Source organism: Lacinutrix chionoecetis, from assembly GCF_053604665.1.
Map to the genome: position 1 here is coordinate 38,663 of NZ_JBSHNQ010000053.1, position 24,841 is coordinate 63,503.

Sequence of the window (24,841 nt, forward strand, 5' to 3'; positions counted from 1 at the left end):
TTCATAATTCTATTTTTTCTAAAAATCTACTTCTAATAATTGTCCATTTTTCTTTAGCCAATTTTTTGCTTTTTCGTAATTAGGTACTTGAATTGAAAGGATATTCCAAAAACGTGGAGTATGGTTATCTTCTATAAGATGCACTAATTCGTGTGCTACTAAATACTCTAATACATACATTGGAGCTTTAATAATTCTCCAATTGAATATGATATTATTGGCAGGTGTACAAGAACCCCATCTGTATTTCATTTCAGAGGTTTTAAATTGATTATACTCAACACCCAAGCTCTTAGCATATTTTGTAGCTAAAGGCTCTATCTTCTTTAACGCCTGACTTAGATACCATTTCTTGAATAGTTCATTCGCCTTCGGTTGGTTGGACTTTGATATTTTAAATCTTCTGTCAAATTCAATACCTTCAATTTCTTCATCAGTAACTAATAATTGATAGTTTTTACCCAAATACATTAAGGTTTCACCTGATACAAACTCTTTGCTTTCTGAAAGAATAGGGTATTTCTGTGTATGGTTTAGTTTTTCCTTAATCCATTGTCTTTTTGATTGAACCACTTTATCAATCTTTTCTGCGGTTAGGTAATGTGGAGCACGAACAATAATACTTCTATCCCTCTCAACAGAAATGTTGAGGGTTTTACGATTAGAATATTTTATTTGGTACTCAAGAATCATTAGTCGTTTATGATTTTAAAATGATTGGTTTTGGCTAATTCCATTATTCTTGAAATGATTTCATTTCTTTTAGTAATGATATTTGGTAAATCTTTGAACTCAGGAGATAAAAGCATTTTTTGTAATTCAGCCTTTAGTTTTAACTGAGCTGGTGTACTATCCCAAAAACCAGTTAATCTTATTTCATTAGCTACAAGATTAAAGATGTGTTGTGTTAGGTTTACATTTCGAGCAATTTCATCTTCTGATAAATCTCTATTATGAAATAATTCAGCTTTGAAAATACGGAAGAATGGCATTTGCTTTTTACGGTCTAATCCATAGGTTTCTTCCTTTTCTCTGTTTCTGATTTTCTCTCTTAACTTTTCTAATTCTTCATAGATTAGTTTCCAGTTACCTTTGAAATTTTTTAGTATTTCTTCTAAAGCCTTGGCAAAGGATGCGAATAATTCAGGGTCTTCATCTATGTTTAAATCTATGAAATGACGTATAGCGTGTTCTACTTCTGCTGCCTTAGTTTTTGTTCTTTTCTTTGTTTTTACCTTATCAAAGAAATCATCAGCAATAATTGATATTGGAGCGACTTGTTGCTCAATGCCTTTTGAAATTAGATATTCATCTGCTATGCTTCTTAGTTTAGGGGGTATGCCTTTCATACTAAACCTACCATCTCTAAAGTGTTTATTTGCTAAAGCATTAATTTCTGTAAATGCTTTCCAATCATTAAAGAACTCTAAAGCTTCCTTACGTGGCAATACATTGTTGAAACAACTTGTAAGTTTATTGTACAGCTTAATATATTCAAAGCGAATATCTTCATCATAGAACACATCAAAAAAGGCGTCTGAATCTGATAGGTCTTCTAAATCATATACTTTGAGGAAATTCCAAATGTCTTTATGAGCTTTTATTAATTCGTTTAACTCTGCATCATCATCTGAAATACAATCTATAATCTCCTGTAATTCTTTTTCAGCATAGGTATCTAAAGCTCTTTTCAAATGGTGGCCTACACCTACATAATCTACTACGAAACCTTTGTCTTTACCTTCTGGACCAACACGATTAACCCTGGCAATACTTTGAAGTAAGTTGTGTGCTACAATAACTCTATCTAAATACATTACCTGCTCAATAGGTGCATCAAAACCAGTAAGCAACATATTATTTACGATTACAATACCTACATTGCCGTTTACATTTTTATCTTCTTCGTCTGTTGACCCAAAAGGTAATTTGAAGCGTTTTATGCTCTTTTTATGGTAATCACCATTAGTAAATGCTTTGATTTCTAATTCATCATTATGGCTGCCCGATATGACAACTGCGGTTTCTAAAGTTTGCAATATTTCCATATTAACCAACATAGGATTGTCGACTAACAATTCAGCAATCTTATTTTTTAATGCTTCATCAATAGCTGCTTTGTAACGTACTGCTGCAATACGAGAATTGGCAACAATTTGAGCCTTGAAACCACCAGAGAATATGTGCTCAACATAATGATTGACCATACTTTTAGCTTTCTCCTTAATGGTATTCATATTATCTAAATACGCATCACGAGAACCAAACCCGAGGATTTGTAAACGTTCAGTGAGTTGATAATCACTAAAAACATCAGCAAACTTATCATCCATCCCTTTTTGGTCTTCCACCTCAGCATTGTGGGTAAACCCTTCATATACAATTTCTAAAGTAACACCATCATCTATCGCTTGACGCATTGTGTACTTATCAATGTAGTCCTTGTATTTTTTTTCTGTTTTACTTGTAGGTGTACCGGTAAAACCTATTGAAGTAGCATTTGGCATTGCACGGTCTAAATTGGCAGCCAAAAGCGAATATTGCGACCTGTGAGCTTCATCTGTCATTACTAAGATGTTGCTACTTTTATTCAATTCAGGAAATATCTCTAATCCAGTTAAATCTCCATTTTCTTGAAACTTATGAATCATAGCCATTACTAAATCAGAATTATCATTGCTTAATAACTCTTTTAAACTTTGACCATTGGCAGGATTCTTAGGGTTGATAAAATTGGCTGACTTAATGGTAAATCCAATACTTTGACCTGTATCAGATAATTGTTCTTCTAATTGGGTTCTATCCGTTACAAATATGATTTTCCAAGACATTAATTCAGGTCTTAGCTTCATTTCACGAACCATAAACATCATAGTTAGCGATTTACCCGAACCTTGTGTATGCCAAATTATACCACCTCTTTCTATTGGGTTTTTACCTTCAATTAATCTTTGGGTTGCTATTTTAACCGCTCTGAATTGCTGGTATCTACCAACTACTTTTATTTTTCTGCCTTTATCATCTGTTTTGAAAGCTGTGAATACCCTAACAATATCTAATAAGTTGCGAGGGTCTAACATACCTGCAACTAAGCGTTGTTGGTCGTTAGGTGACGATTTGCCGTGTACTAAATCGTTTAAAGTTTTCGGATAAGGGTCTGTCCACCTGTAAAAGTGCTTTTCTATTTTAGTAGTTATGGTTCCGAATTTAGCTTCTGTACGACAAGTAGTTACTAAAAACTGATTGTAAAAGAACAGTTCTTTGTTTCCTTCTCCTGTATCACCTCTTTGTTCGGAATACCGCATCAATTGGTCTATGGCTTCAGGGATAGGTTCTTTTACTTTGGATGATTTGGCTTCAACGACCACTAAAGGCAAACCATTTACAAACAAAACCATATCAGGAATGATATGATGGTCTGTACCTGTTACCACTACCTTAAATTGAGAAATAGCCGTAAAGCTATTGTTCTCTAAATTTTCAAAATCAATAAAACGTACTGTTGGGCTTAACTCTCCAGTTTGTTCGTTTTTAGAAACTGTGGTGTTTTCCAGTAAGTAATGCAATACTTGTTGGTTGTTTTCTAACAGGCTATTCTTTTGAAATGTAGTTATTTTACGCTCTAACTCATCCACCTGAGCATCTGTAAGGAAAGGATTTATTTTAACCAATGCTTCCCTTAGTTTAGGTTTTAAAACCACTTCTGAAAAGGACGTTCTAAAGCTTTGCTCAGGCTGTTGTTGCATTTGTAATTCCAATACATCCCAACCTAAACCTGCCAATTGTTCTAAAAAAGGCTTTTCTACGTGGCTGTATTCATCCAACTTTAAGGTAGAACCTAAATTGCCTCTGTATTTATTGTCGTTGCTTAGTATCATAAGTTTGCTGTTTCTTTAATGAGGTGGTTTACTCTTACCTTACCGCTTAATAAGTCTTGCATTAAGCCTGTTTTGAGAGAATAGAGTTTGGAAAGGTTTGTTTCTAAATCATTTATATACATTTCATTCTTCAATATTATTTCTGCAATTCTGTCTTGTTCGACTTTATCGGGAAAAATAACATCCAACATTTTTAAATGATTAGGGTAGATATGAATTACAGAACTACCTTGACCCAATGCGGATTTTTGAATATTTAGTTTAAATGAATTTAATAGCATTGATAAAAAAATAGGATTGAAGTGTTTACTTCTGAAAATAACAATATCACCACCTGCGTATGTTGGTTTGTGACCAATAAATGTTATACATTTCCCTATGTCTTCGTGTGTCTCTCCAGAGCCTGCAAATAAAATATCTCCATATTTTAATGGCTGTTTTTCTCTAACAAATTCAAATGGAACTTTTGAAAATATTTCTGTGGCATATATATCATATTTTGTATATAATTCACCGTACAAAATGCAATTAACGCCATTATCAGATAATAAGGATTTGGAAATTGTCGAACCCTTTGAAAATGAACCATATCTTTCTAATTTTTCACATTCCCACTCATTCGGAATCCTACCCAATGGACTGTTTTTAAATTCGTGAGTTTCTTCACTTCGAATATTGCCGTTTTCGTCTATACCTTTGGTAAGCAAATCTTGCATTAAACCTGTTTTAATGCGGTTATATTTAGCAATGAGTTTCTCAGTTTGAGTAATGGCTTCATCTACTTTGGAAAGAATCGCGGCTATTTGGGTTTGTTCAAGTTTGGATTTAGGGATTACTAAGCTAACCTTCGACATTGTGCCATTCATTAGCTTGGGATTTCCAATATACGATACGTGCTTTTTTGCAACAGTTGACAGTTTATAGGCAAGAAATTTTAAATCTATATTTTTATCTTTTTCCTGTAATGTACCACATACGTTGGTACAGTTAAATCTACCTGTTCTATAAAATACTGTACCTGCATTTGCTCCATCAGTTGTCCAAGTAATGTAATCACCCTCAAAATCGAAAGTGTCTATTCTGCCCATTTCACCGTTATTCTGAGTTTGTGAAGAATAAACTGGATATTCACCAATATTTTCAGTTATCTCTTTTTGACTTATTACCCGACCTCTTCCAATATGGCATAGTTCAAGAACAATATCTTCAAACCATCCTTGTGGTATATGTATTTGATGTACTTGATTTTCTTCCATTAGGCGAGATAGTTTAATTGGGTTAGAAAATCGTTGAGTTCTGCCATAGTGCTTTCTCTTTTTTGCTCAATGGCTTGCGATGATGTGAAGTATTTATCAAATAGGTTTTCAAAGGCATTTACCAATGCTCTTTTTTCAGCATTTAGGTAGCGTTGCAGTTGGTCATTGATAATATCAAAATGCTTTTTAAGAATCAGTTTTTGGCTTTCTTCTGTGGTAATCATTCCGCCAATTTCTTCTAAAAGCGTATCTAAACTATCCAATTTTGCTTCTAAAATACCGCTGTCTTTAATACGTGCATTGTAGGCTTTAGTGATTTCTCTGAATTGTTTTTTCACCTCTAAAACTACCTGCAATATCTCGGGTTTGTCCTTAGACTTCTTTAGTTCTTTTTCGTAAGCTGTAACTGATTTTTTGATGTTGGCATAATCAGAAGTATCTTTTAAATCCGCCTTGAAATCTTTGATTAAACCATCAATATCAGCATCTAAGTTTTTCAATTCTTTTTTTGCAGCGAATAAAAGGGCATTGCTTTCCGCTTTTACTTCCTCACTACCGTAACGTTTTAACTCAATCTTCAATTCCAACTCTGCCTGTTTTTCCTTGTGCAAGGCTTTACAGTCTTTAATAGATTTTTCAAGGTCTTTAATTTTAGCATCTTGTTCTTGAAAGGGTTTGGCTTCCTCAGGTTTGTTTTTCTCCGTCAAGAAATAATCAATTTGTGATTTCAACTCACTTTTGGCTAATGTTGGTGTTTGTTTTACTTCACCTTCTTCTTCGTCTGGTTCAAACTCTACTAAGTTTAAGGCTTCTTCAACCGCTTCTTCTAATTGGGATTCAAAGTCTGCTTGTTCAATTTCAATTTGCTCTATTTCAGCTTTCTCAGTTTTGAAAAATTCTTCAATCAGGTATTCATCAGGAATCAGACCTGCATCCCAACCATTTTGCATAATAGTTTTTAGGTCGTACTTAATATTATCCCACCAGTTTACAAATACACCTGCTACTTGAAATTTATCTAATACACCAACAGGCACAAACTTTTCTTTGATGCTGGTTAATAGTTCCGCTCTTACGCTTGGTAAATTAGCTTTTGAGCCATTGCCATTAGGAGCAAGGGTAGAAAAATCTTCTTTGGCCAGTTGCCACCAATCTGCTAAGTGAATCCCTAATTCGGTCAGTGTTTCAATTACCTTGTTATCATCCTCAACGGTTGTTTTTATAGTAGCCTTATTATCCAAGTTAAAATCTTTGTAGATTTCGTTTTTATCTTGGAATAATTGATAGCTATCAAATTCAAATTTAGGAGCTAAAGAATGCTGTACTTTTTCAATTTCACTTGTAGGAACACCACCAATTAAATGAGCTTTGACATCTTCGGGTTCAGGTGGAGGTGTATTATCTACATACCTTCTAATATTAAGTGTGTAGTCGTTGCTTTCAATGGTATCTAAATCAACCAATTTTGAGTAATTGGCTTCTTCAATCTTATTGGTGAATACATAGTCAATCTTCTCTACGTCTTCGGGTCTTAATGTATTTTGTTTTTTACCCTCTGCATAATCTTTATCGGCATTTACAATAAATACTTTATTCTTTAACGTATCGGGTTTGTTCTTATTAAAAACCATAATACAGGCAGGAATACCTGTACCATAAAAAAGTTGAGGAGGTAAACTGATGATACCTTCCAAAACATCTGCTTTTAGCATATTCTCACGAATCTCCTTTTCTTTACCACCTCTAAATAGTACTCCGTGAGGCATAACCACTACTACTTTACCTGTCTTTTTACAACTGGCAAGCATATGTTGTACAAACATTAAATCGCCTTTCTTGCCTGTTTCAGGAGCAAAACCATAGCTAAACCGTGATTGGTATTGCATTGTAGCCTTGTTGTAGTTTTGAGAGAACGGAGGATTAGCAATTACTCTGTCAAACTGTATAATTTGACCATCTTTTTCATTTAAAGGTTCATCTAATGTATCTCCGTATTCAATGTTGTATTTAGTAATATTATGTAGGATAATGTTCATTTTACAGATAGCAACTACAGTAGGGTCATTTTCTTGACCAAATAGTTCTAAATCATCTGCATTTTGCCCTTGCTCTTCAATGTATTGATGTGATTGAATGAGCATACCTCCCGAACCTGCTGTTGGGTCATAAATTGACATACCAGATTCAGGCTTCATCAATTGCACCAATAAACGAACGACTTGGTTAGGCGTATAGAACTGACCACCTTTTTTACCACTTTCGTCAGCAAAGTGTTTTAGTAAGTATTCATAAGCTGCACCCAATAAATCAGGGAACTCGAAATTTTCATTAACCAGTTTCGGGAACTCATTGAAGTGGTCAATCATTTTTTTTAGGTCGGCATTTTTTACAATCTGCTTACCATCCACTTCTTTATTAAAGTTGATACGACCTTTAAAAATCCCTGAAAGGGTATCAGGATTTGATTCTTCAATGGCATCTAATGCTTTATTCAGCATTTGCCCTATATTATGTTGAAGATGTTTTATTTCGGGTTGTTGTACTCCATTTTCATCAATGAATTTCTCATTCCATCTTGCTCTTGGTGGCACAAAGAAGGTATCTCCAAAGGTGACTTTATCTTCCAGAATTTCATTTAATGTATCTGCATCCAAATGTTTGTAATCGTTCTTTCTTAAATGCTCTCTTTTTTGGTCGAATACATCAGACATTCTTTTAAGGAACAGCATACCAAAAATGAACTCTTTGTATTCTGAGGCATCCATTTTACCTCTTAATATATCGGCTGCTTTCATTAAGAAGCCTTCTAACTTTGATAATTTTATTTTGTCTGTTTTCATTTAGTGCTGTTATTCTTTTTACGATATTCAATTTGTTGCTCTGCCATTTTTAAGGCTTGCATAGCCTGGTCTTCATCTGTAACTATCTCCATAATTTGGTCACCCAACCACAAAGCCAATAATTCTTTTACATCAGCCTTGAGTAGCTCTGCTATTTTTAGCACCTGTTCGCGTTTCGCTCTACGCTCTCCACGTTCAATCTTGCTAAACATAGGTGTGTCAATTTCTAACTGTGCTGAGAGTTGTCTTTGGAGTAATCCCTGACTTTCCCTAAGCTCTTTAATACGATTGCCTAATTTCACGACCTTTTATATTTTGACTTGTCAAATTTTGTCCAATATAAGAAGAAAAAAGGAAATAAAAGGAAGGAAAACCGTAAAAGGGTAGACATTTTTTAAACAGATAATTAACTGATGGCCATAGCCTACATTTTAAGGACTTTAAGGAAATAGAGGAAACCAAGGATAGTTAATCCTTAGCTTCCTTAATATCCTCATTTTCCTCAATTGAGACATTTATATAATTGTCTTGTTGCTCACGGTGAATAAGATTAGCCTTTTTAAAACTTGTGATATAGCCTTCTGCTGTCTTTGCAGGAATGTTAAGTTTTTTGGCTACTTCCAAATACTTCTGACGGTTGAAGTTTTTTGGTAGAGCGTGGAGGAATTTCTCTTTACGATTCATTCGACTTGGTTTGGTTTCTTCTTGTGGAAGTTCACCAAAGACTTTGCTTGAATGTTTTACCAATACTTTAATCATAGCCAAAGAAGCTTGAAAATCTCTTTCTTCACAAATGAGTTTGTTAGATGTATCACCAGTTTCTAAAATTCTTAATGCTGAAAAAAGCATACAGAAACGGAACGCAATTAAACCTAACCTTCTAATGGTAGCCATATAGTCCAACCCTTGAAGATTGAGGTATTTTCCTTGTATTTTACTAAAGAACTGATTGAATTGCTCCTGTTGGTCTGCTGTTAAATAGAATTGAAATTCTCCGTTGCTTTTGAGTAACTTATACAGTTCGTAGAACTGGTTCCCTAAGTTCTCAAAGTAATCATCCAGTCCGTTGTCTGTAGTGCTTGCAAATACGTTTTTCCAAACAGGCTTAACATTCATAAAATAGAAAATAAAGCGGCTGAATAAGCCGTTTTCTGCACTTGGTATTAAAGCCGAAACTTGTTTTGGCGTACCCGAAAGAACTGTGGAAAGACAAGGGCTTTCAATATCTACAAATTCACGGTCTGTTCTGCGGTAATAGGAAATAGTTTCGTGGTGGAATGCTTTTCTGAAACCATCACTATAATTTCCGTAATCGCTTTTAAAGGCGTGTGCTAAAGTGTCTCCTTCGGTTTCAAAAATTAATCCTTTGCCATCACTATCACCCAACAATTGATATGCACCTGTTGAACTATTGTTTGCAGGAATAAAGAGCATTTTTTCAGGTGGTCGAGCTGGTTTTTCTACACCTTCAACTTTACCTTTATTAGCGTTGTATTCCGCCATTTCCAATTCAAAGTGTTGTTTGTGCAATTTGGCTTCCTCACGTAATTCCTTGTGAATAGGATTTACTAATTGACGACAATGCACCAAACGTCCTTTTCCTGCGGATGCTTGAGCTGTGATAAATAGAAAGAGGTTACTAAACACTTTCTTACCGTCATAAATACCAAACAGCTTCGGGAAACAGGCACTAATAGACACCAATGAACCTAAGAGCAATATATCTCTTTCTTCATCTGACATAGCTACAGCAATCACTTCTTGCAGGTATTCAGGAAGCTCAGGATATAAGGATTTAGGAAATGTTGGCATAACCTCCTTAATCGGTTCTTCTTCCTGGTGTTCTTGAACAGGAGGAGCTTTTGATGATTTGTAATTGCTATTGGTAGCTTTATACTGTTCATTGGTTTGTGTTACAATAGAAACTCCCGCTTGTTTGGCAAGGAAGAAAAAGGTTTTAAGCGATACACCTTGACCTTTAGACTTTAGGCAATTGTCAAATTGTTTGTCGCATTCTTTAGCATTGTAACCCGAATAGTACTGACTAACTCTTTGAAATAAACCTCTTCCAGACTCTCCAAATTCATCAGCAAAAGCGAAACCGATATTTATCCAATCGTTGTAATTGGGGGCAATATCAATATGATTAGCTTCTATATTCTGAATGACTTTTTCAACTTCTGAATTGTTGTCTGTAGCTGGTTGATAATTTTGTTCTGTATGTTGCTGCTGTTGGTTTGGGTTTTCCATCCACTCCAACGGATTAAACGTTTTCTTTTCCATCATCTATAAATATTTTGGATTGATAAATACATTGGGGTCGTGAGGTAAAAAACAAGCTCTTGAAATGTCTTTACCTGAACCATCTACCTCCAAGCTGTATGTGTGTTGGATGTAATTGGCAACCGCCTTGAAATAGTCTTGATGCTTGACCTTGGTTAACTCAATAGGAATAATCCATTTTAATCCATCACCAGAAGGTGATGTAAAAAGAAGCTCAGTTTCAAAGTATTCATCTTTGATTAGTTCTTCCTTGAGTGTGGAAATATTACTGATGTGGTCAAAGTCAATGGTTAGAAGTCCTGAATGCTTTTTGAGGTGTTTATCATTTCGTTTTGAAAATGCACCTGAAAAGGTGACATAATCGAAATTGAACGCCTTGTATTTTCGGGCTTCCTTAACATCTTGAATGTTGCGTAGTGTACTTGTACACGTAGCAAATTCATTACCTTGGATGAGGTTGTAAACCTCTATCAAGGTTATCTCTTTTGTAGGTGCTACATTGGTAACAGGCTTTTTGTAATAGCTGAATACTGGTGGTTTAGGTTTTATAATTTCGGGTTCAGGTTTTGTAAATATCACTTCCTCCTGATTGTAAAAACCATTGTTTTGACCAATACGCAAATGCAATTCTTCATTTAGCTTATCCAGTAATTCCTGACCAGAAAGCTTAAAATGTAGTGCTGCAAAATCAAATACATTCCCGTCTGTAATAGCTTCTTCATTATCAGTATGCACCGCACAATTATCTACTACCTTAACCGTCAATGTAGGTTTATCTTCATTGAATGGGTTTTTAGTGGGTTTACAGTCCCTTCCCGAAAGGGAAAGAACTGTTTCGCCCGGATAGTATTGTCGTAACACAAAGGCATAAATATTTAGGCCGTAATGTGTTTTGCTCAATATGGCTTCCTTATTTATTTCCATTACCTGATGATTTTTTGTGTGAATAATTCTTTTCCATCAGGCTTTCTAAATCTGAAAGCTTGTAATAAAACTTGCCGTTAATTCGGCTGTACGGTAACGTACCGCTATCTCGTAGAGATTGCAGGGTACGTTTACTGATGTGAAGCGTTTGCATTACATCCTGTCCATCAATCCACTCTTCGGTAAAACTCTCTAACCGTGATTGGTGGATTTGCTGCAAGTATGCTTTTATCGTCTTTACTTCCTGAGAGAGGTTCAGGATTAAGTCTACTATCTCAATCATAACTTTACCCTCCCTTTTCTAATTAGATAATCAGCTGCTTGCTGCTCGATTTCATCATTAGTGGCGTTGCGGTTACGCAATAGCCATTGGTCTAATTCCTCACGGTTGAAATAAAGTTTCTTACCGTTAGGTTTGTAATGTGGAATGCTTCCCGCACTTGTGAGTTTATACAAGTGTGATTGCGATAATTCCAAGTACTTACAAGCTTCATTGAAGTTGAGTACATTCTTTAGTATTAGATTTTGGTCTAATACGTGTTTCTCGATAATTTCAAGTCTTTTTAAAATCTCTTCCATCTTATTATGGGTTTGAAAATTTGTAAAAGACTTCTGGCCAAAAGTCATATTCGATTCCCGAATACAGTGCTAAAGTAGAATGACTTCAAGGCTGTTTTGGGGTGCAGAAACAAGGTGCAGTGTAGAGTGCAGAGTGCAGAGTGGGAAAACAAAAGAAAAAACCCTTGTCGGTTTAGAACAAGGGCTAAATAAAAACTGAAAAAGAATAGGAAGTGTAAAGTGCAGAGTAACCTATTTTAATAGGTTTACGGCACTATCTATTTTATCACCTGTGAGGTTTGGTCTTTTTAATGACCTAAATTTTGAACGGTCAAACAATTCTCCGTTTTCATCTACAAAACAAATGCAGGTTACTTGCCATTGCTTTTGCTTTAAATCTTCAATAAGTTGTAAATCTTTGTGAATGCGTTTTACGAAGTAAAAAAGCTCACTGATATTACCAGTCCAAGTAATAGGCATATTTATTTCAGAACCTGAAAACACTTTCTTGAAAGTGGCTAAAGGTGTATCAACACTTATGAATTTGTTGAGCTTTAGGCTATCCCATAAATCGCCAAGTTTATCGGGATTTGTGTTGTACTGTTTGTAAGTGAAAGAATTGAACGGAATGGGTTTGGATGTTTGCTTTGGCTTAGGTTTCTTGACTGGTTCTGGAGCAACTTCAATAACTTGTAGTTTTCTGATAGGTAGTTTTTCGGGAATTGGCTCGTTTAATAGTTGAGTATAGAAGTCCTCCACAATCAAATCATCATCTATCCAATCTTTGAAAGCTTCCTGAATTTCCAAGTACAATTGCATATAAGCAAGTTTGAGTAACTGCATTATATAGGTATTGGCTTTATGTGCCTGGTCTAATTGATTTGAGGTGTTTTTTGGGTTAATGTACACAAGTGCATAATCCTTTTCCTTTAGAAGTTCTCCAAGGTCTTTCAAGCGTGTTTTTAATCGCTTATTGAGTGTGTCATTAAGATAGTAACGGATTAAGTTCTCGTTTCTATCTTCATCAATGGTTTGGTACAGAGTATCAAAGTCAGATTTAACAGTATTTAGAATAAGCCTTGAATAGTATTTCGTTTTATGGTCAAATGGTCTATAAAAGTCAACTTCAAATTGCAACGGTTGTTTTGGAGTGTACTCTTTTAAGCTGCGAAATTTTGAAGCAAATACATCATCCAAACTATTTTGAGGAAGCCAAGGTCTTAATTCATAATCAAGGATTCTATCTAAGGTGTTGTTTTGCTTGCTCATAAATCCAATTTAATTCGGTTTGCAGCTTCTCTCTTTTGTTGGTCTATTACTTTAGCGTAAATCTGAGTGGTTTTCAATTCTCTATGACCGAGCAATTTTGAAACTGTATAAATATCTGTTCCTGCTGAAAGCTGTAAAGTTGCGTAGGTATGTCTTGCACAGTGGAAGGTTATTGTTTTGGATATTCCTGCTCTCATCATCCATTGTTGCAACTTCAAGTTGTGCCAAGCGGAATACTTTAAACCTTTGAATACTCTTTCGTCTTTATCCTGAGGTTCACCGAGTAAGCCATAAGCTTGTTCTGAAATAGGGAGGGTTTCAGCTCCTTTGGTTTTCTTCTGTCTGAAACGGATGTAATACCCCATATCATTTGAATGCTGTACCTCTGACCAAAGCAACTTATTTATATCAGACCAACGCAATCCAGTAAGACAAGAAAAAATGAATGCTGTTTTAATTTGTGGTATTTCACATTCCTCTTTTACCGCAGCTTGTAATTCTTCAAGAGTTAGAAACTCTCGCTGAGGTTCTCCTTGTTTAAAACCATCTACACCTTCAGCTGGATTAGTAGGAATAATTCCATCCTTTACCGCTTGTTTCAATGCAGCTCTGAGTTTGTTGAAATATGAATACTTTGAGTTTTGAGAAAGACTCTGGTTACTCTTTGTTTTAACACCTTTATCAAGATGGTCTTTGAAACCCTGGACAAATTTTCTATCTACTTCCGCAAAAGTGATGTCCATAGGAATATAGGTTTTCAGATGTTTCAGCATACTATCCCAATTACCATAATTTCCTTTACTGTCTTTCCTCTTTTCAGTAAGGAGTTCTATATAATTAGTAAAGCTGGCCTTTAGTTTTTCATTATCACGAAAGCCATAAACACCGTTTTGGATTTCAATTTGTCGCTGTGCTCTGATTGTCTCAGCTAATTGAAGTGTTTTTTTATTGACTACCTTATCGTCTTTAGTTTTGGCATTAGGGTCTAAGTAGAGTTTTAGATACTCTGTTTTACGTTTCCCTTTATGGTAGTAATCCAAGTATAAACTGGTCTTACCTCCCTGATTTCGTTTTCTTAATGTAACCTTCATATCTCAAAAAGTTTTGCGGTTGTTACTGTAACAGCAAACTTGTTGTTAGCAACAAAACTTGTTTCTATAACAACAAATTAGAAACCAAATATAAGAAAATAAAGGCAAATTAGCAACAAGAAAGAGAAAGTAAAAGCCTGTAAACACCAATAAAAGAAGGGTTTAGCTAACAAAAAGAAGTGTAATTACTTTCCAATACAAAATGAAGAGAATATATTTCCAAGTAAATCGTCACTGGTTATTTCTCCTGTTATTTCTCCAAAATGAAATAAGGCTTGGCGTACATCTATAGCCAAAAAGTCTCCAGAAATTCCAGTTTCCAATCCTGCTTTAACTTTATTAATTTCTTCAAAAGCCTTTAGTAAAGAATCGTAATGGCGTGTATTGGTAACAATTGTTTCATTATTTCTTAGCGCGCCTGTATTTACAAAACTGATTAACTTTTCTTTTAATTCTTCTACTCCAACTCCAGTTTTGGCGGAAAGTAAAAGGATATTTTCAAATTCAGCGATTAGGTGATTTAAATCAGAATCTCTTAAAGTATCAACTTTATTTGCAATAATAAGTAAAGGTTTAAGTGGAAAACGATTTTTAATTTTTTCTATTTCGACCTTTAATCTTTTACTTTCAGTTCTAAATTCTTTAGCAGAGAAAAGCAATACAACAACTTGTGCCTGCTCCATTTTCTCAAAGGTTTTTTTAATGCCAATACTTTCTACCACATCCTTAGTATCACGAATGCCAGCAGTATCTATAAAACGAAATCCAATACCTTCTATTACTAATTCGTCTTCAATTGTATCGCGTGTGGTTCCTGCAATGTCGCTAACTATCGCGCGTTCTTCATTTAAAAGCGCATTGAGTAAAGTAGATTTACCAACATTAGGTTCCCCTACTATTGCTACAGGAATTCCATTTTTTATTACATTTCCTACTGCAAAGGAATCTATTAAACGTTTTAAAACAAAAATTATACGGTTTATGAGCTCTTTAAATTGTGTTCTATCGGCAAACTCTACATCTTCCTCGGCAAAGTCTAATTCTAACTCAATTAAACTGGCGAAATTCATTAATTCCTCACGAAGCTTGGCTATTTCACTTGAAAACCCACCACGCATTTGCTGCATTGCTATTTGGTGTGAAGCTTCGTTGTCACTCGCTATTAAGTCTGCAACTGCCTCTGCCTGACTTAAATCTAACTTGGAATTTAAAAAAGCGCGTAAGGTAAATTCGCCAGCGTTTGCCATTCTCGCACCTTTTCTTAAAAGTAACTGAATAATTTCCTGCTGAATATAAATTGAACCATGACAAGAAATTTCTACAACATTTTCTCCTGTATAGGAGTTTGGGTTTTTAAATACAGAAACTAAAACTTCGTCAATAGTGCGCTCGCCATCCATTATATTACCTAAATGAATGGTGTGTGTGCTTTGGTTACTAAGTTTTTTATTGTTTTTAACAGATTTGAAACAACCATCTGCAATGGTAATAGCTTCTTCACCAGATAATCTAATTATAGCTACAGCTCCTGCACCAGAGGCTGTTGCAAGTGCTACTATAGTATCGTTGTTGTAATTCATCTCGTTTTATATTTTACCTAATTTCTTTAAAACAAATAACAACACTATAGGTATTGCTAATAAAAGTATCATTTTAAGATTAGTTTCAAAAAGGTAAGTTGCCAATATTAATGTTAATACATAACCACCTATAGCGCCACCAAAATGTGCATCGTGACCAATATTATCTGCCTTTGCTCTCATTCCATAAATAGAATACAATAAATACCCAACACCAAAAACATACGAAGGTATTGGTATAGGAATAAAAAACAGATATAAACTCATGCCTGGCTGTAACAGTATAGAAGAGTATATAATGCCCATTACAGCGCCACTGGCACCTACAGCTGTGTAATGATATTCGTTTTTATGAAAATAATAAGATAATACATTTCCTAAAAGTAAGCTTCCTAAATAGATAATGATAAAACTTAATTCGCCAAGCATATTTACTACTACTGGTGCAAAAAAGTACAATGAAAACATATTAAAAAACAAATGTTGCATGTTAACATGCAAGAAACCAGAACTTATCATTCTTATTTTCTCTCCTCTGCTTATTGCACCAATACTAAACTTGTATTTCTCGAAAAATGAAAAGTCGTTAAAACCTTTTAAAGAAGCTATTACATTGGCTCCAATTATTATAATCGTGATTATATTAATATCCATTTAGTTTAATTATTTATTTTAAATATAGTATATATTTGTGGTTGCAAATCTAAAACTAATTCATGCAATTTTTAGCTTACATAGTAATTTATCCGTTTTTCTGGCTTATTTCCATTTTACCATTTAGATTATTATATGCGTTTTCAGATTTCCTTTATGTCTTCATATATCAAATATTTGGATACAGAAAGCAGGTTGTTCAAGACAACTTAAGATTGGTGTTTCCCGAAAAATCTTCGGAAGAAATAAACACCATCACCAAAAAATTCTACCATCATCTATGCGATATGGTTGTAGAATCCATGAAATCTATGACAATTTCTGAAGCCGATATGAAAAAACGCTATTCATTTACTAACGTTGAAGTTATTAAAAAACTTGAGCAACAACAGCGAGACGTTATTATTCTTTGCGGACATTATGCCAGTTGGGAGTGGATTTTTATACTTCAAACGTATATAAGCCATAAAGGTTTTGGCGTTTATAAAAGATTAAATAACAAATATTTCGACAGATTAATAAAACGTATTCGTGCACGTTATAACAGCCACTTAATAACTACTAAGGAAACTATAGATACGCTAAAAGAGGTAAAAGCAAGTGGTGAATTAAGCATTACTGGTTTTGTTGCAGACCAGTCTCCTAAACCAGAAAAGGCCAGGCATTGGAATGATTTTATGGGTGTTAAAGTTCCCTTTTACACTGGTGCCGAAATGTTGGCCAAAGACTTGGAAATGGCAGTGGTTTTTTTCGATGTTAGAAAAGTAAAACGAGGGTTTTATGAAACCACATTTAGAACCATTGCAGTGCATCCAAATGAATTTCCTGACTACAAAATTACAGACCAATTTAAAACCTTTGTAGAGGCACAAATAAAAGAACAACCGGAATATTATTTATGGACTCATAAGCGATGGAAACATCGCGATAAAGTTCCTGCAGAATTTCTTTAACAAGACTATTACATCTCAAACCATCCATCTACTCTTAACTCTTGAGTAGGGACGAAAGTCTTATGAATAAATTCGTTATTTGCTTTATTGTATTGATAATCTTTTGCCCACTCCTCATGGTTTTCTGCTAAAGCAATCAAGCTTTTACAAACATAATCAATCTCATCGCAAGTTGTCGTTGGGTGAACAGACATACGAATCCAACCTGGTTTGCGTATTAAATCTCCTAAAGATATTTCGTTTACTAAACTATTGGACTGTTCTTGATCTACATGTAGCAAATAATGCCCATAAGTACCTGCACAACTACAACCACCTCGCGTTTGAATACCAAAACGATCGTTTAATATTTTTACTCCTAAATTAAAATGTAAATCTTCTATATAAAAAGAGACCACACCTAATCGCTCTTTCTGGTCACCAGCCAAAATTTTAATATTATCAACACCATCCAAATTAGAAAACACTTGATGTAACAACTCATGCTCACGATCTAATATGTTCTTTACTCCCATTTGGTCTTTTAACTTAATAGATAAAGCCGTTTTTATTGTTTGTAAAAATCCAGGTGTGCCACCATCTTCTCTGTCTTCAATATTGTCAATGTATTTATGTTCTCCCCAAGGGTTTGTCCAAGACACAGTACCTCCACCTGGACAGTCTGGAATCATATTTTTATATAGTTTTTTATTAAAAACTAAAACACCCGAAGTGCCTGGTCCTCCCAAAAATTTATGTGGTGAGAAAAAGATGGCATCTAATGCCTCTTCTTCATTTTCTGGGTGCATATTAATCTCTACATAAGGAGCTGAACACGCAAAATCTACAAAGCAAACACCTCCATGTTTGTGCATGACTTTTGCTATTTCATGATGCGGTGTTTGTATGCCAGTAACATTGCTACCACCTATAACCGAAGCTATTTTTAGCGTACAGTCTTTATACTGTTCTAAAAGAATTTCTAAGTTTTCTATACTAAATAAGCCATCATCACCTGCTGGAATAACTTCTACTTTTGCCATAGTTTCTAACCAGGAAGTATGGTTAGAATGGTGTTCCATGTGAGTAACAAAAACAACAGGACGTATTTCGTTTGGAATTTTGGTGTATTTACGCAAATTCTCTGGCACTTTTAAGCCTAAAATTCGCTGAAACTTATTTACAACACTTGTCATACCATTTCCTGCAACAATTAAAACATCATCGGCATTCGAGTTAACATGGCCTTTTATTATGTTTCTCGCTTTATGGTATGCATTGGTCATTGCTGTACCAGAAACCGTAGTTTCGGTATGTGTATTAGCTACAAAAGGGCCAAATTGATTAAGAAGTTTTTCCTCAATTGGTCTGTATAACCTTCCAGAAGCTGTCCAATCTGTATACACCATCTTTTGAGTACCATAAGGCGATTCGAATTCTTGATCTATTCCCACAATATGTTTTCTAAACTGTGAAAAGTATTTTTCAAGTTCAGAATGTCTTGCTCTTGGTGCTTTTGTTGTAATCATGAATATTTATATTATACTGCTAAAGTACTAAATATTAGCTATTTGTTTAATTTCTGAGATGATTTTATCGGCTAAATCGTCTGCAATTTGTTGGGATTTAGCTTCGGTATATATTCTAATAATTGGTTCTGTATTACTTTTTCTTAAGTGTACCCAATTATCTGCAAAGTCTATTTTAACACCATCTACCGTATTAATGTTTTCGTTTTCATACTTGGCTGCCATTTGGCTTAAAATAGCATCAACATCAATTTGTGGTGTTAAAGCAATTTTCTTTTTGCTCATAAAATAACTTGTGTAGGTCTTACGTAATTCACTAACAGTCATTTGTTTTTCTGCCAAAAGCGATAAAAATAAAGTCACACCAACTAAAGCATCTCGTCCATAATGCGAGGCTGGATAAATTATTCCGCCATTGCCTTCGCCTCCAATTACTGCGTTGTTTTTCTTCATTAAAGCAACAACATTTACCTCTCCTACTGCACTTGCTTCATACGTTCCACCATGTTTTTCAGTGATATCCCTTAAAGCTCTTGTCGAACTCATATTACTAACAGTATTACCAGGGTTTCTGCTTAACACATAATCAGCACAGGCGACTAAAGTATATTCTTCGCCAAACATCTCACCATTTTCGTCCATGAAAGCCAAGCGATCCACATCTGGATCTACTACAATGCCAAAATCGGCATTGTGTTTCTTTACCTCGGCAGATAAATCTGTTAAATGTTCTTTTAATGGTTCTGGATTATGTGGAAAATGTCCATTTGGCTCACAATATAATTTTACTGCTTCAACTCCTAGACGTTCTAATAATAAAGGAATGGCAATACCACCTGTAGAATTTACACCATCTACAACCACTTTAAAATTAGCGTTTTCAATAGCTTTTTTATCAACATATTCTAAAGCTAATACTTCGTCTATATGCAAATCTATATAGGCTTGATTTTTTGTTATTTTACCTAAATCATCAACTTCAGCAAATTGCATAGTATCACTTTCTGCTATCTCTAAAATTTTAGCGCCTTCTGTAGCATCTAAAAACTCACCCTTAGCATTAAGCAATTTTAACGCGTTCCATTGTTTTGGGTTATGACTTGCAGTTAAAATAATACCTCCATCGGCATGTTCCATTGGCACAGCAATTTCTACGGTTGGTGTTGTAGATAAACCCAAGTCTATAACATGAATTCCTAATCCCACTAACGTATTCATCACTAAATTCTGAATCATTTCTCCCGAAATCCGCGCATCTCTTCCTACCACAACGCGATAATCCTGTTTGTCGCGCTGGCTCTTTAACCACGTACCATAAGCCGATGCAAATTTTACAGCATCAATTGGTGTTAAATTATCACCAACGTTTCCGCCAATGGTACCTCGAATTCCTGAAATTGATTTTATAAGTGTCATGAAAAGAAAATTTTAAAATTGAAGTGCAAATATACTATTTCAAAAGCGGATTTATCAATTCTGAATTTGTAAATTCGACCTATGAATTTTCTCGCACACATTTATCTTTCAGGTGACAACGAAGCTATAACTATTGGTAATTTTATTGCGGATGGCATTCGCGGAAAAAAATATTTAAAATATCCTAAGCAGGTTCAAACAGGTATTTTACTGCATCGTCAAATCGATACGTTTACAGATGCTCATAAAACGGTTAGAGAAAGTACAAAAAGGCTTCACAAAAACTACGGTCATTACTCTGGCGTGATTGTCGATATTTTGTACGATCATTTTCTTGCTAAAAACTGGAGTAATTATTCTAATGTGCCTTTAGCAGAATATATCGATAATTTCTACGACAGCTTACAAGATAATTTTGAAATTTTACCTGCAAGAATAAAAAAAATGATGCCTTACATGATTGCCGATAACTGGCTGTTAAGTTATGCTTCTATTCAAGGTATTACCAAGGTTTTAGAAGGCATGAATCGAAGAACAGAAAACCGTTCGCAAATGAACTTAGCAGTAAACGAATTACAAGAATTTTATAATGAATTTGAAGATGAATTCACTCGTTTTTTTGATGAATTAATTCACTTTTCATCTAAAAAATTGAAAGAAATAGAAAATAGATAGTGGATAAAAATAGAAAAACCGGCTGTTATTGCGAGCTTTTTCAATAGAAAAAAGCGTGGTAATCACTTTATTTAAAAGAAATTATACTATGAAATTAAAATTTTTTAATCTTTTCTTAATCATAACATTCATTTGCTTCTCCTGCAAGAAAAAAGAACCCATTCGTGGTTTAATTACACAAAAAGCGATGGTTGTATCAGCTAGAATTGAAGCATCAAATATTGGGAAACAAATTTTAGAACAAGGCGGAAACGCCTTCGATGCTATGGTAGCAACCGATTTGGCTTTAGCAGTTGCCTATCCTTATGCTGGAAATCTTGGTGGTGGTGGTTTTATGGTTTATAGGTTGAACAATGGAGAGATTGGAGCTATTGATTATAGAGAAAAAGCACCTCTGGCAGCAACTAAAGATATGTATTTAGATTCTATTGGCAACGTTATTCCTGATCTTAGTACGCGTGGCGCCATGGCCGTTGGCGTGCCTGGAACTGTTGCTGGTGTTTTTGAAGTGCATAAAAAATTTGGTTCTTTACCTATAGAAACCATCATGCAACCTGTTATTGCATTGGCAAAAAAAGGGATTATTGTAACGGCAAAACAAGAATACCGCTTCAATGAAAAACGTTCAGATTTTTTAAAAACCAACAGGGACACTATTTTGTTTGCCAAACATTGGAAAACGAACGATACCATTGTACAAAACAATTTAGCAAATACACTTATAGCTATTATGAAAAATGGAGCCGATGAATTTTACAAAGGCAATACAGCAACAAAATTAGCTCAATTTATTCAGGAAAATGGAGGTATTATTACCGAAGAAGATTTAAAAAACTACCATCCAAAATGGCGTAAACCAATTACTTTCGATTACGACGATCTACGCATTATTTCTATGTCTCCACCTTCCAGTGGTGGCGTAGCAATGGCACAAATATTAAAATCTGTAGAAGCGTTCGATTTAGATGAATTTGGACACAACTCTGTAAAAACCATTCAGGTTTTGGCTGAAGCTGAACGTCGTGCCTATGCAGACAGAAGTTACTATTTAGGCGATCCTGATTTTGCTGAAGTCCCTCAAGATAAGCTTATTAGTGATGTATATTTAAAAAATAGAATGACCGATTTTTCATTTGAAAAAGCAACACCTTCAACCCTAGTTTCTCATGGTTCTGTGGATATTATTGAAAGTGATGAAACCACGCACTACTCTATTATCGATCAATTTGGAAACGCTGTTTCAGTAACCACCACTTTAAATTCTGGATATGGCTCTAAATTATATTGTGAAGAATTAGGTTTCTTTTTAAACAATGAAATGGACGATTTTTCAAGCAAGCCTGGCGTGCCAAATGTGTACGGTTTAATTGGTGCCGAAGCTAACGCAATTCTTCCAGAAAAACGTATGCTAAGTTCTATGACGCCAACTATTGTTGAAAAAAACGGCAAATTATTAATGAGTGTTGGAACGCCTGGTGGATCGACAATTATCACTTCGGTTTTACAAACTATTTTAAATGTACACGAATTTAATATGACTATGCAAGAAGCCGTTGAAGCTCCTCGCTTCCATCATCAATGGCTACCAGATGAAATTAGAATGGAACCTAATAGATTCAACAAAGAAACCATAAAAACTTTAGAAGAAAAAGGATATATAATTAACGAAGAGCGCTCACCTGTAATCGGTATTGTAGATGGCATTGTAGTATTGCCAGATGGAACGCTAGAAGGTGGTGCAGATTCTCGAGGCGATGATGCGGCTGCCGGATTTTAAGGTTTAAAAATCGTCAAAAATCGCCATATGGTTTTCATGTCTGTGGTATTTAAATTACATTAGACGCTTATTGAAAAGCATTGGAGAAATTATGACTACTAAACTAAACCCAAAACTTTGTTTCATAATAATTATTACGCTACTCTTTTCGCTAAGGAGTCAAGCACAGTTAGCACCTACGTTTATTGGAGATGCTATATCTCTTGGAAATGACTGTTATCAAATAACAGATGCCACTAATTCGCAATTAGGAGGCGTTTGGTTTGGAAACTCATTAGATTTTTCTGCAGATTTTGATATATTTTTTGATGCTAATTTTGGGAGTAACGATGCAAATGGAGCAGATGGTATAAATTTCGTTATTAAAACAACACCAACTGCAGAACTTGGCATTGGAGGTGGAGGCGTTGGTTATGACGGGATAAACAATTCTATTTCAGTAGAATTCGATACGTGGAATAACGCCATGAATGGTGACCTTTTTCAAGATCATATTTCATTAATTTCTAATGGAGATGTTAACCATAACACCGCTAACAACTTAGCTGGTCCAGTCCAGATGTCGGCAACTTCTGGTAATACAGAAGATGGAAATTTTCATGAAGTTAAAGTTTCATGGAGAGCTGCTACTCAAACATTTTCAGTGGTTTTCGATTGTGATGAAAGAATTTCCTATACTGGAGATCTGGTAAATAATATATTTGGTGGTAACACAATTAATTATTTTGGATTCGTTGGCTCAACTGGAGGTGCTAATAATCTTCAGCAAATATGCTTTAAATATTTATCTTTTAGTGATAGTATAACACTTCAAGATCAACAAATTTGTTCAGGAAATAGTGTCACTAATATTGATGCTACATATGATGGTGCAACAAATTATTTATGGTCACCTGCTACAGACATAAGTGATGTTACTATACCAAACCCTACATTTTCTCCAACTGTAGATACAACGTATACCGTTAACATTACAGATGCCTGTGGTGATATTATTTCAGAATCATTTGATATAATGATATTATCAAACCTAACAGCAAGTGTAGTTGCTGTAACAAATCCAATTTGTAATGGAGACAATGCAGAATTTGACATTGCCGCAGATCCTGATGCAATAATAACGTATACTATTAATTCTGGTGCCAACCAAACTATTACTTTGGATGCCTCAGGAAATGGAACAGTTAACGTTCCCTCTGTTACTGTAGATCAAACCATAAATCTTAACAATATTGCCACACCAAATACCATAGTAACAGGTAATGGTTTAAGTGGCTCGGGAGGCTTTAATCCTGCTAATGCTACTGGACCAATCGACCCTATTGGAACTGCTGCATCAGGAGTAAATTGCGCAAGGATTTCTGCGATAAACACCACTTTAGTTTTAACTCTTGATGATACAATTCCGGCAGGTACAAATGTCACTATAAGTTCTGCAAAAAGTAACAATGCGGCAGCTATCGATGTGAGTGACGGTACTAATACCATAACTATAGATACTGGAACACTTGATGTGTTACAATACACAAATTTTGTAACAGGAACGACCACCAACACTTTAACGTTTACAAGAACTTCTGGTCAGACTTGGATTGATGGTGTTGAATATACTGCTAACATTACAGGTTGTAGCAACACCTTAGATATTAGTGAAACCATTACCATTACTGAATCTGATGCAACTTTCACTTACACACCAACCTGCGACGGAGCCGTTGTAGATACCGTAGCAACACCAGGTGGAACCTTCTCATTTAATACAGCACCAACAGATGCGGCAACTATAGACCCAGCAACAGGAACGATTACAGGAGGAACTCCAGAAGCAAGCTATACTGTAGATTATTTAACTAGTGGCATCTGTCCGGCAACAAGCACGGTAACAGTAACTGCATACCCACTCCCAACCCTCATCGCACCCACACCATTAGAAGTTTGCGACGACGGCACACCAGACGGTTTTACAGCCATCGATTTAACGATAAAAAACAACGAAATAACAGGCAGCAATCCAGCCTATAGCGTTACGTATTACCTCAATCAGGCAGATGCAGACGCTCAAACCAACCCATTACCAAATACCTACACTAATATAAGTAACCCGCAAACCATAGTGGCAGGTGTGCTCAATACCAACACCAGCTGTTACAATACAATCACATTAGACCTGGTAGTTGAG

Annotated in this window: 19 protein-coding genes; 4 read left to right on the top strand and 15 right to left on the bottom strand. The window is 35.1% G+C overall.

The window, feature by feature from the left end:
• Positions 1–18: 18 nt before the first annotated feature.
• The 13 genes from ACVC43_RS00980 to ACVC43_RS01040 all read right to left on the bottom strand — a co-directional run bounded on the left by ACVC43_RS00980 (position 19) and on the right by ACVC43_RS01040 (position 16,333).
• Positions 19–693 carry a M48 family metallopeptidase gene (locus tag ACVC43_RS00980; protein ID WP_452222708.1) on the bottom strand — a complete coding sequence of 225 codons (675 nt, stop codon included), beginning with the start codon at positions 691–693 and terminating at the stop codon, positions 19–21.
• Positions 693–3,878: a type I restriction endonuclease subunit R gene (locus ACVC43_RS00985; RefSeq protein WP_452222709.1), complete on the bottom strand. Its 3,186-nt coding sequence runs from the start codon at positions 3,876–3,878 to the stop codon at positions 693–695. Before ACVC43_RS00985 ends, ACVC43_RS00980 begins: the two co-directional genes overlap by 1 nt.
• Positions 3,875–5,134, bottom strand: coding sequence for a restriction endonuclease subunit S (locus ACVC43_RS00990; protein WP_452222710.1), 1,260 nt, complete (start codon positions 5,132–5,134; stop codon positions 3,875–3,877). The genes ACVC43_RS00985 and ACVC43_RS00990 overlap by 4 nt, the downstream gene beginning before the upstream one ends.
• The gene (locus ACVC43_RS00995; protein WP_452222711.1) at positions 5,134–7,974 is read right to left on the bottom strand and encodes an N-6 DNA methylase; all 2,841 of its coding nucleotides are present in this window, start codon (positions 7,972–7,974) and stop codon (positions 5,134–5,136) included. The genes ACVC43_RS00990 and ACVC43_RS00995 overlap by 1 nt, the downstream gene beginning before the upstream one ends.
• On the bottom strand, positions 7,971–8,276 hold the full coding sequence (locus ACVC43_RS01000; RefSeq protein ID WP_452222712.1) for a helix-turn-helix domain-containing protein: 306 nt from the start codon (positions 8,274–8,276) through the stop codon (positions 7,971–7,973). The genes ACVC43_RS00995 and ACVC43_RS01000 overlap by 4 nt, the downstream gene beginning before the upstream one ends.
• Positions 8,277–8,442: 166 nt before the next feature.
• Positions 8,443–10,260, bottom strand: a complete 1,818-nt coding sequence (locus tag ACVC43_RS01005; RefSeq protein ID WP_452222713.1) for a DUF3987 domain-containing protein — start codon at positions 10,258–10,260, stop codon at positions 8,443–8,445.
• Positions 10,261–11,022 (bottom strand): BT4734/BF3469 family protein, encoded by a 762-nt coding sequence (locus ACVC43_RS01010; RefSeq protein WP_452222714.1) that lies wholly within the window; start codon positions 11,020–11,022, stop codon positions 10,261–10,263. It lies immediately after the preceding gene.
• A 145-nt stretch (positions 11,023–11,167) separates the two neighbouring features.
• Positions 11,168–11,464, bottom strand: a complete 297-nt coding sequence (locus ACVC43_RS01015; RefSeq protein WP_452222715.1) for a helix-turn-helix domain-containing protein — start codon at positions 11,462–11,464, stop codon at positions 11,168–11,170.
• Positions 11,461–11,808, bottom strand: coding sequence for a helix-turn-helix domain-containing protein (locus ACVC43_RS01020; protein ID WP_245935391.1), 348 nt, complete (start codon positions 11,806–11,808; stop codon positions 11,461–11,463). Before ACVC43_RS01020 ends, ACVC43_RS01015 begins: the two co-directional genes overlap by 4 nt.
• 183 nt (positions 11,809–11,991) lie before the next feature.
• A complete protein-coding gene (locus tag ACVC43_RS01025) occupies positions 11,992–13,008 on the bottom strand; it encodes a DUF6617 family protein (RefSeq protein WP_452222716.1) in 1,017 nt (338 codons plus the stop codon).
• A complete protein-coding gene (locus ACVC43_RS01030; protein WP_452222717.1) occupies positions 13,005–14,099 on the bottom strand; it encodes a phage integrase SAM-like domain-containing protein in 1,095 nt (364 codons plus the stop codon). Before ACVC43_RS01030 ends, ACVC43_RS01025 begins: the two co-directional genes overlap by 4 nt.
• 185 nt (positions 14,100–14,284) lie before the next feature.
• The gene (gene mnmE / locus ACVC43_RS01035; RefSeq protein ID WP_452222718.1) at positions 14,285–15,679 is read right to left on the bottom strand and encodes a tRNA uridine-5-carboxymethylaminomethyl(34) synthesis GTPase MnmE; all 1,395 of its coding nucleotides are present in this window, start codon (positions 15,677–15,679) and stop codon (positions 14,285–14,287) included.
• A 6-nt stretch (positions 15,680–15,685) separates the two neighbouring features.
• The gene (locus tag ACVC43_RS01040) at positions 15,686–16,333 is read right to left on the bottom strand and encodes a rhomboid family intramembrane serine protease (protein ID WP_452222719.1); all 648 of its coding nucleotides are present in this window, start codon (positions 16,331–16,333) and stop codon (positions 15,686–15,688) included.
• A gap of 62 nt (positions 16,334–16,395) precedes the next feature.
• Here ACVC43_RS01040 and ACVC43_RS01045 point away from each other — a divergent pair, with 62 nt between their 5' ends.
• On the top strand, positions 16,396–17,286 hold the full coding sequence (locus ACVC43_RS01045) for a lysophospholipid acyltransferase family protein (protein ID WP_452222720.1): 891 nt from the start codon (positions 16,396–16,398) through the stop codon (positions 17,284–17,286).
• Positions 17,287–17,294: 8 nt separating this feature from the next.
• Here the strand turns inward: ACVC43_RS01045 and ACVC43_RS01050 are convergent, their stop codons facing one another.
• Positions 17,295–18,794 (bottom strand): aminotransferase class V-fold PLP-dependent enzyme, encoded by a 1,500-nt coding sequence (locus ACVC43_RS01050; protein ID WP_452222721.1) that lies wholly within the window; start codon positions 18,792–18,794, stop codon positions 17,295–17,297.
• 27 nt (positions 18,795–18,821) lie between these two features.
• A complete protein-coding gene (glmM, locus tag ACVC43_RS01055) occupies positions 18,822–20,210 on the bottom strand; it encodes a phosphoglucosamine mutase (RefSeq protein ID WP_452222722.1) in 1,389 nt (462 codons plus the stop codon).
• A gap of 81 nt (positions 20,211–20,291) precedes the next feature.
• Between glmM and ACVC43_RS01060 the strand changes: the two genes are divergently transcribed.
• The 3 genes from ACVC43_RS01060 to ACVC43_RS01070 all read left to right on the top strand — a co-directional run.
• On the top strand, positions 20,292–20,885 hold the full coding sequence (locus ACVC43_RS01060; protein WP_452222723.1) for an acyl carrier protein phosphodiesterase: 594 nt from the start codon (positions 20,292–20,294) through the stop codon (positions 20,883–20,885).
• Between the two features lie 88 nt (positions 20,886–20,973).
• Entirely contained in the window at positions 20,974–22,662 is a 1,689-nt protein-coding gene (gene ggt / locus ACVC43_RS01065) for a gamma-glutamyltransferase (RefSeq protein WP_452222724.1), read from the top strand.
• 91 nt (positions 22,663–22,753) lie between these two features.
• Positions 22,754–24,841, top strand: a 2,088-nt coding sequence (locus ACVC43_RS01070; protein WP_452222725.1) for a lectin-like domain-containing protein, incomplete at its 3' end; no start/stop codon positions are given.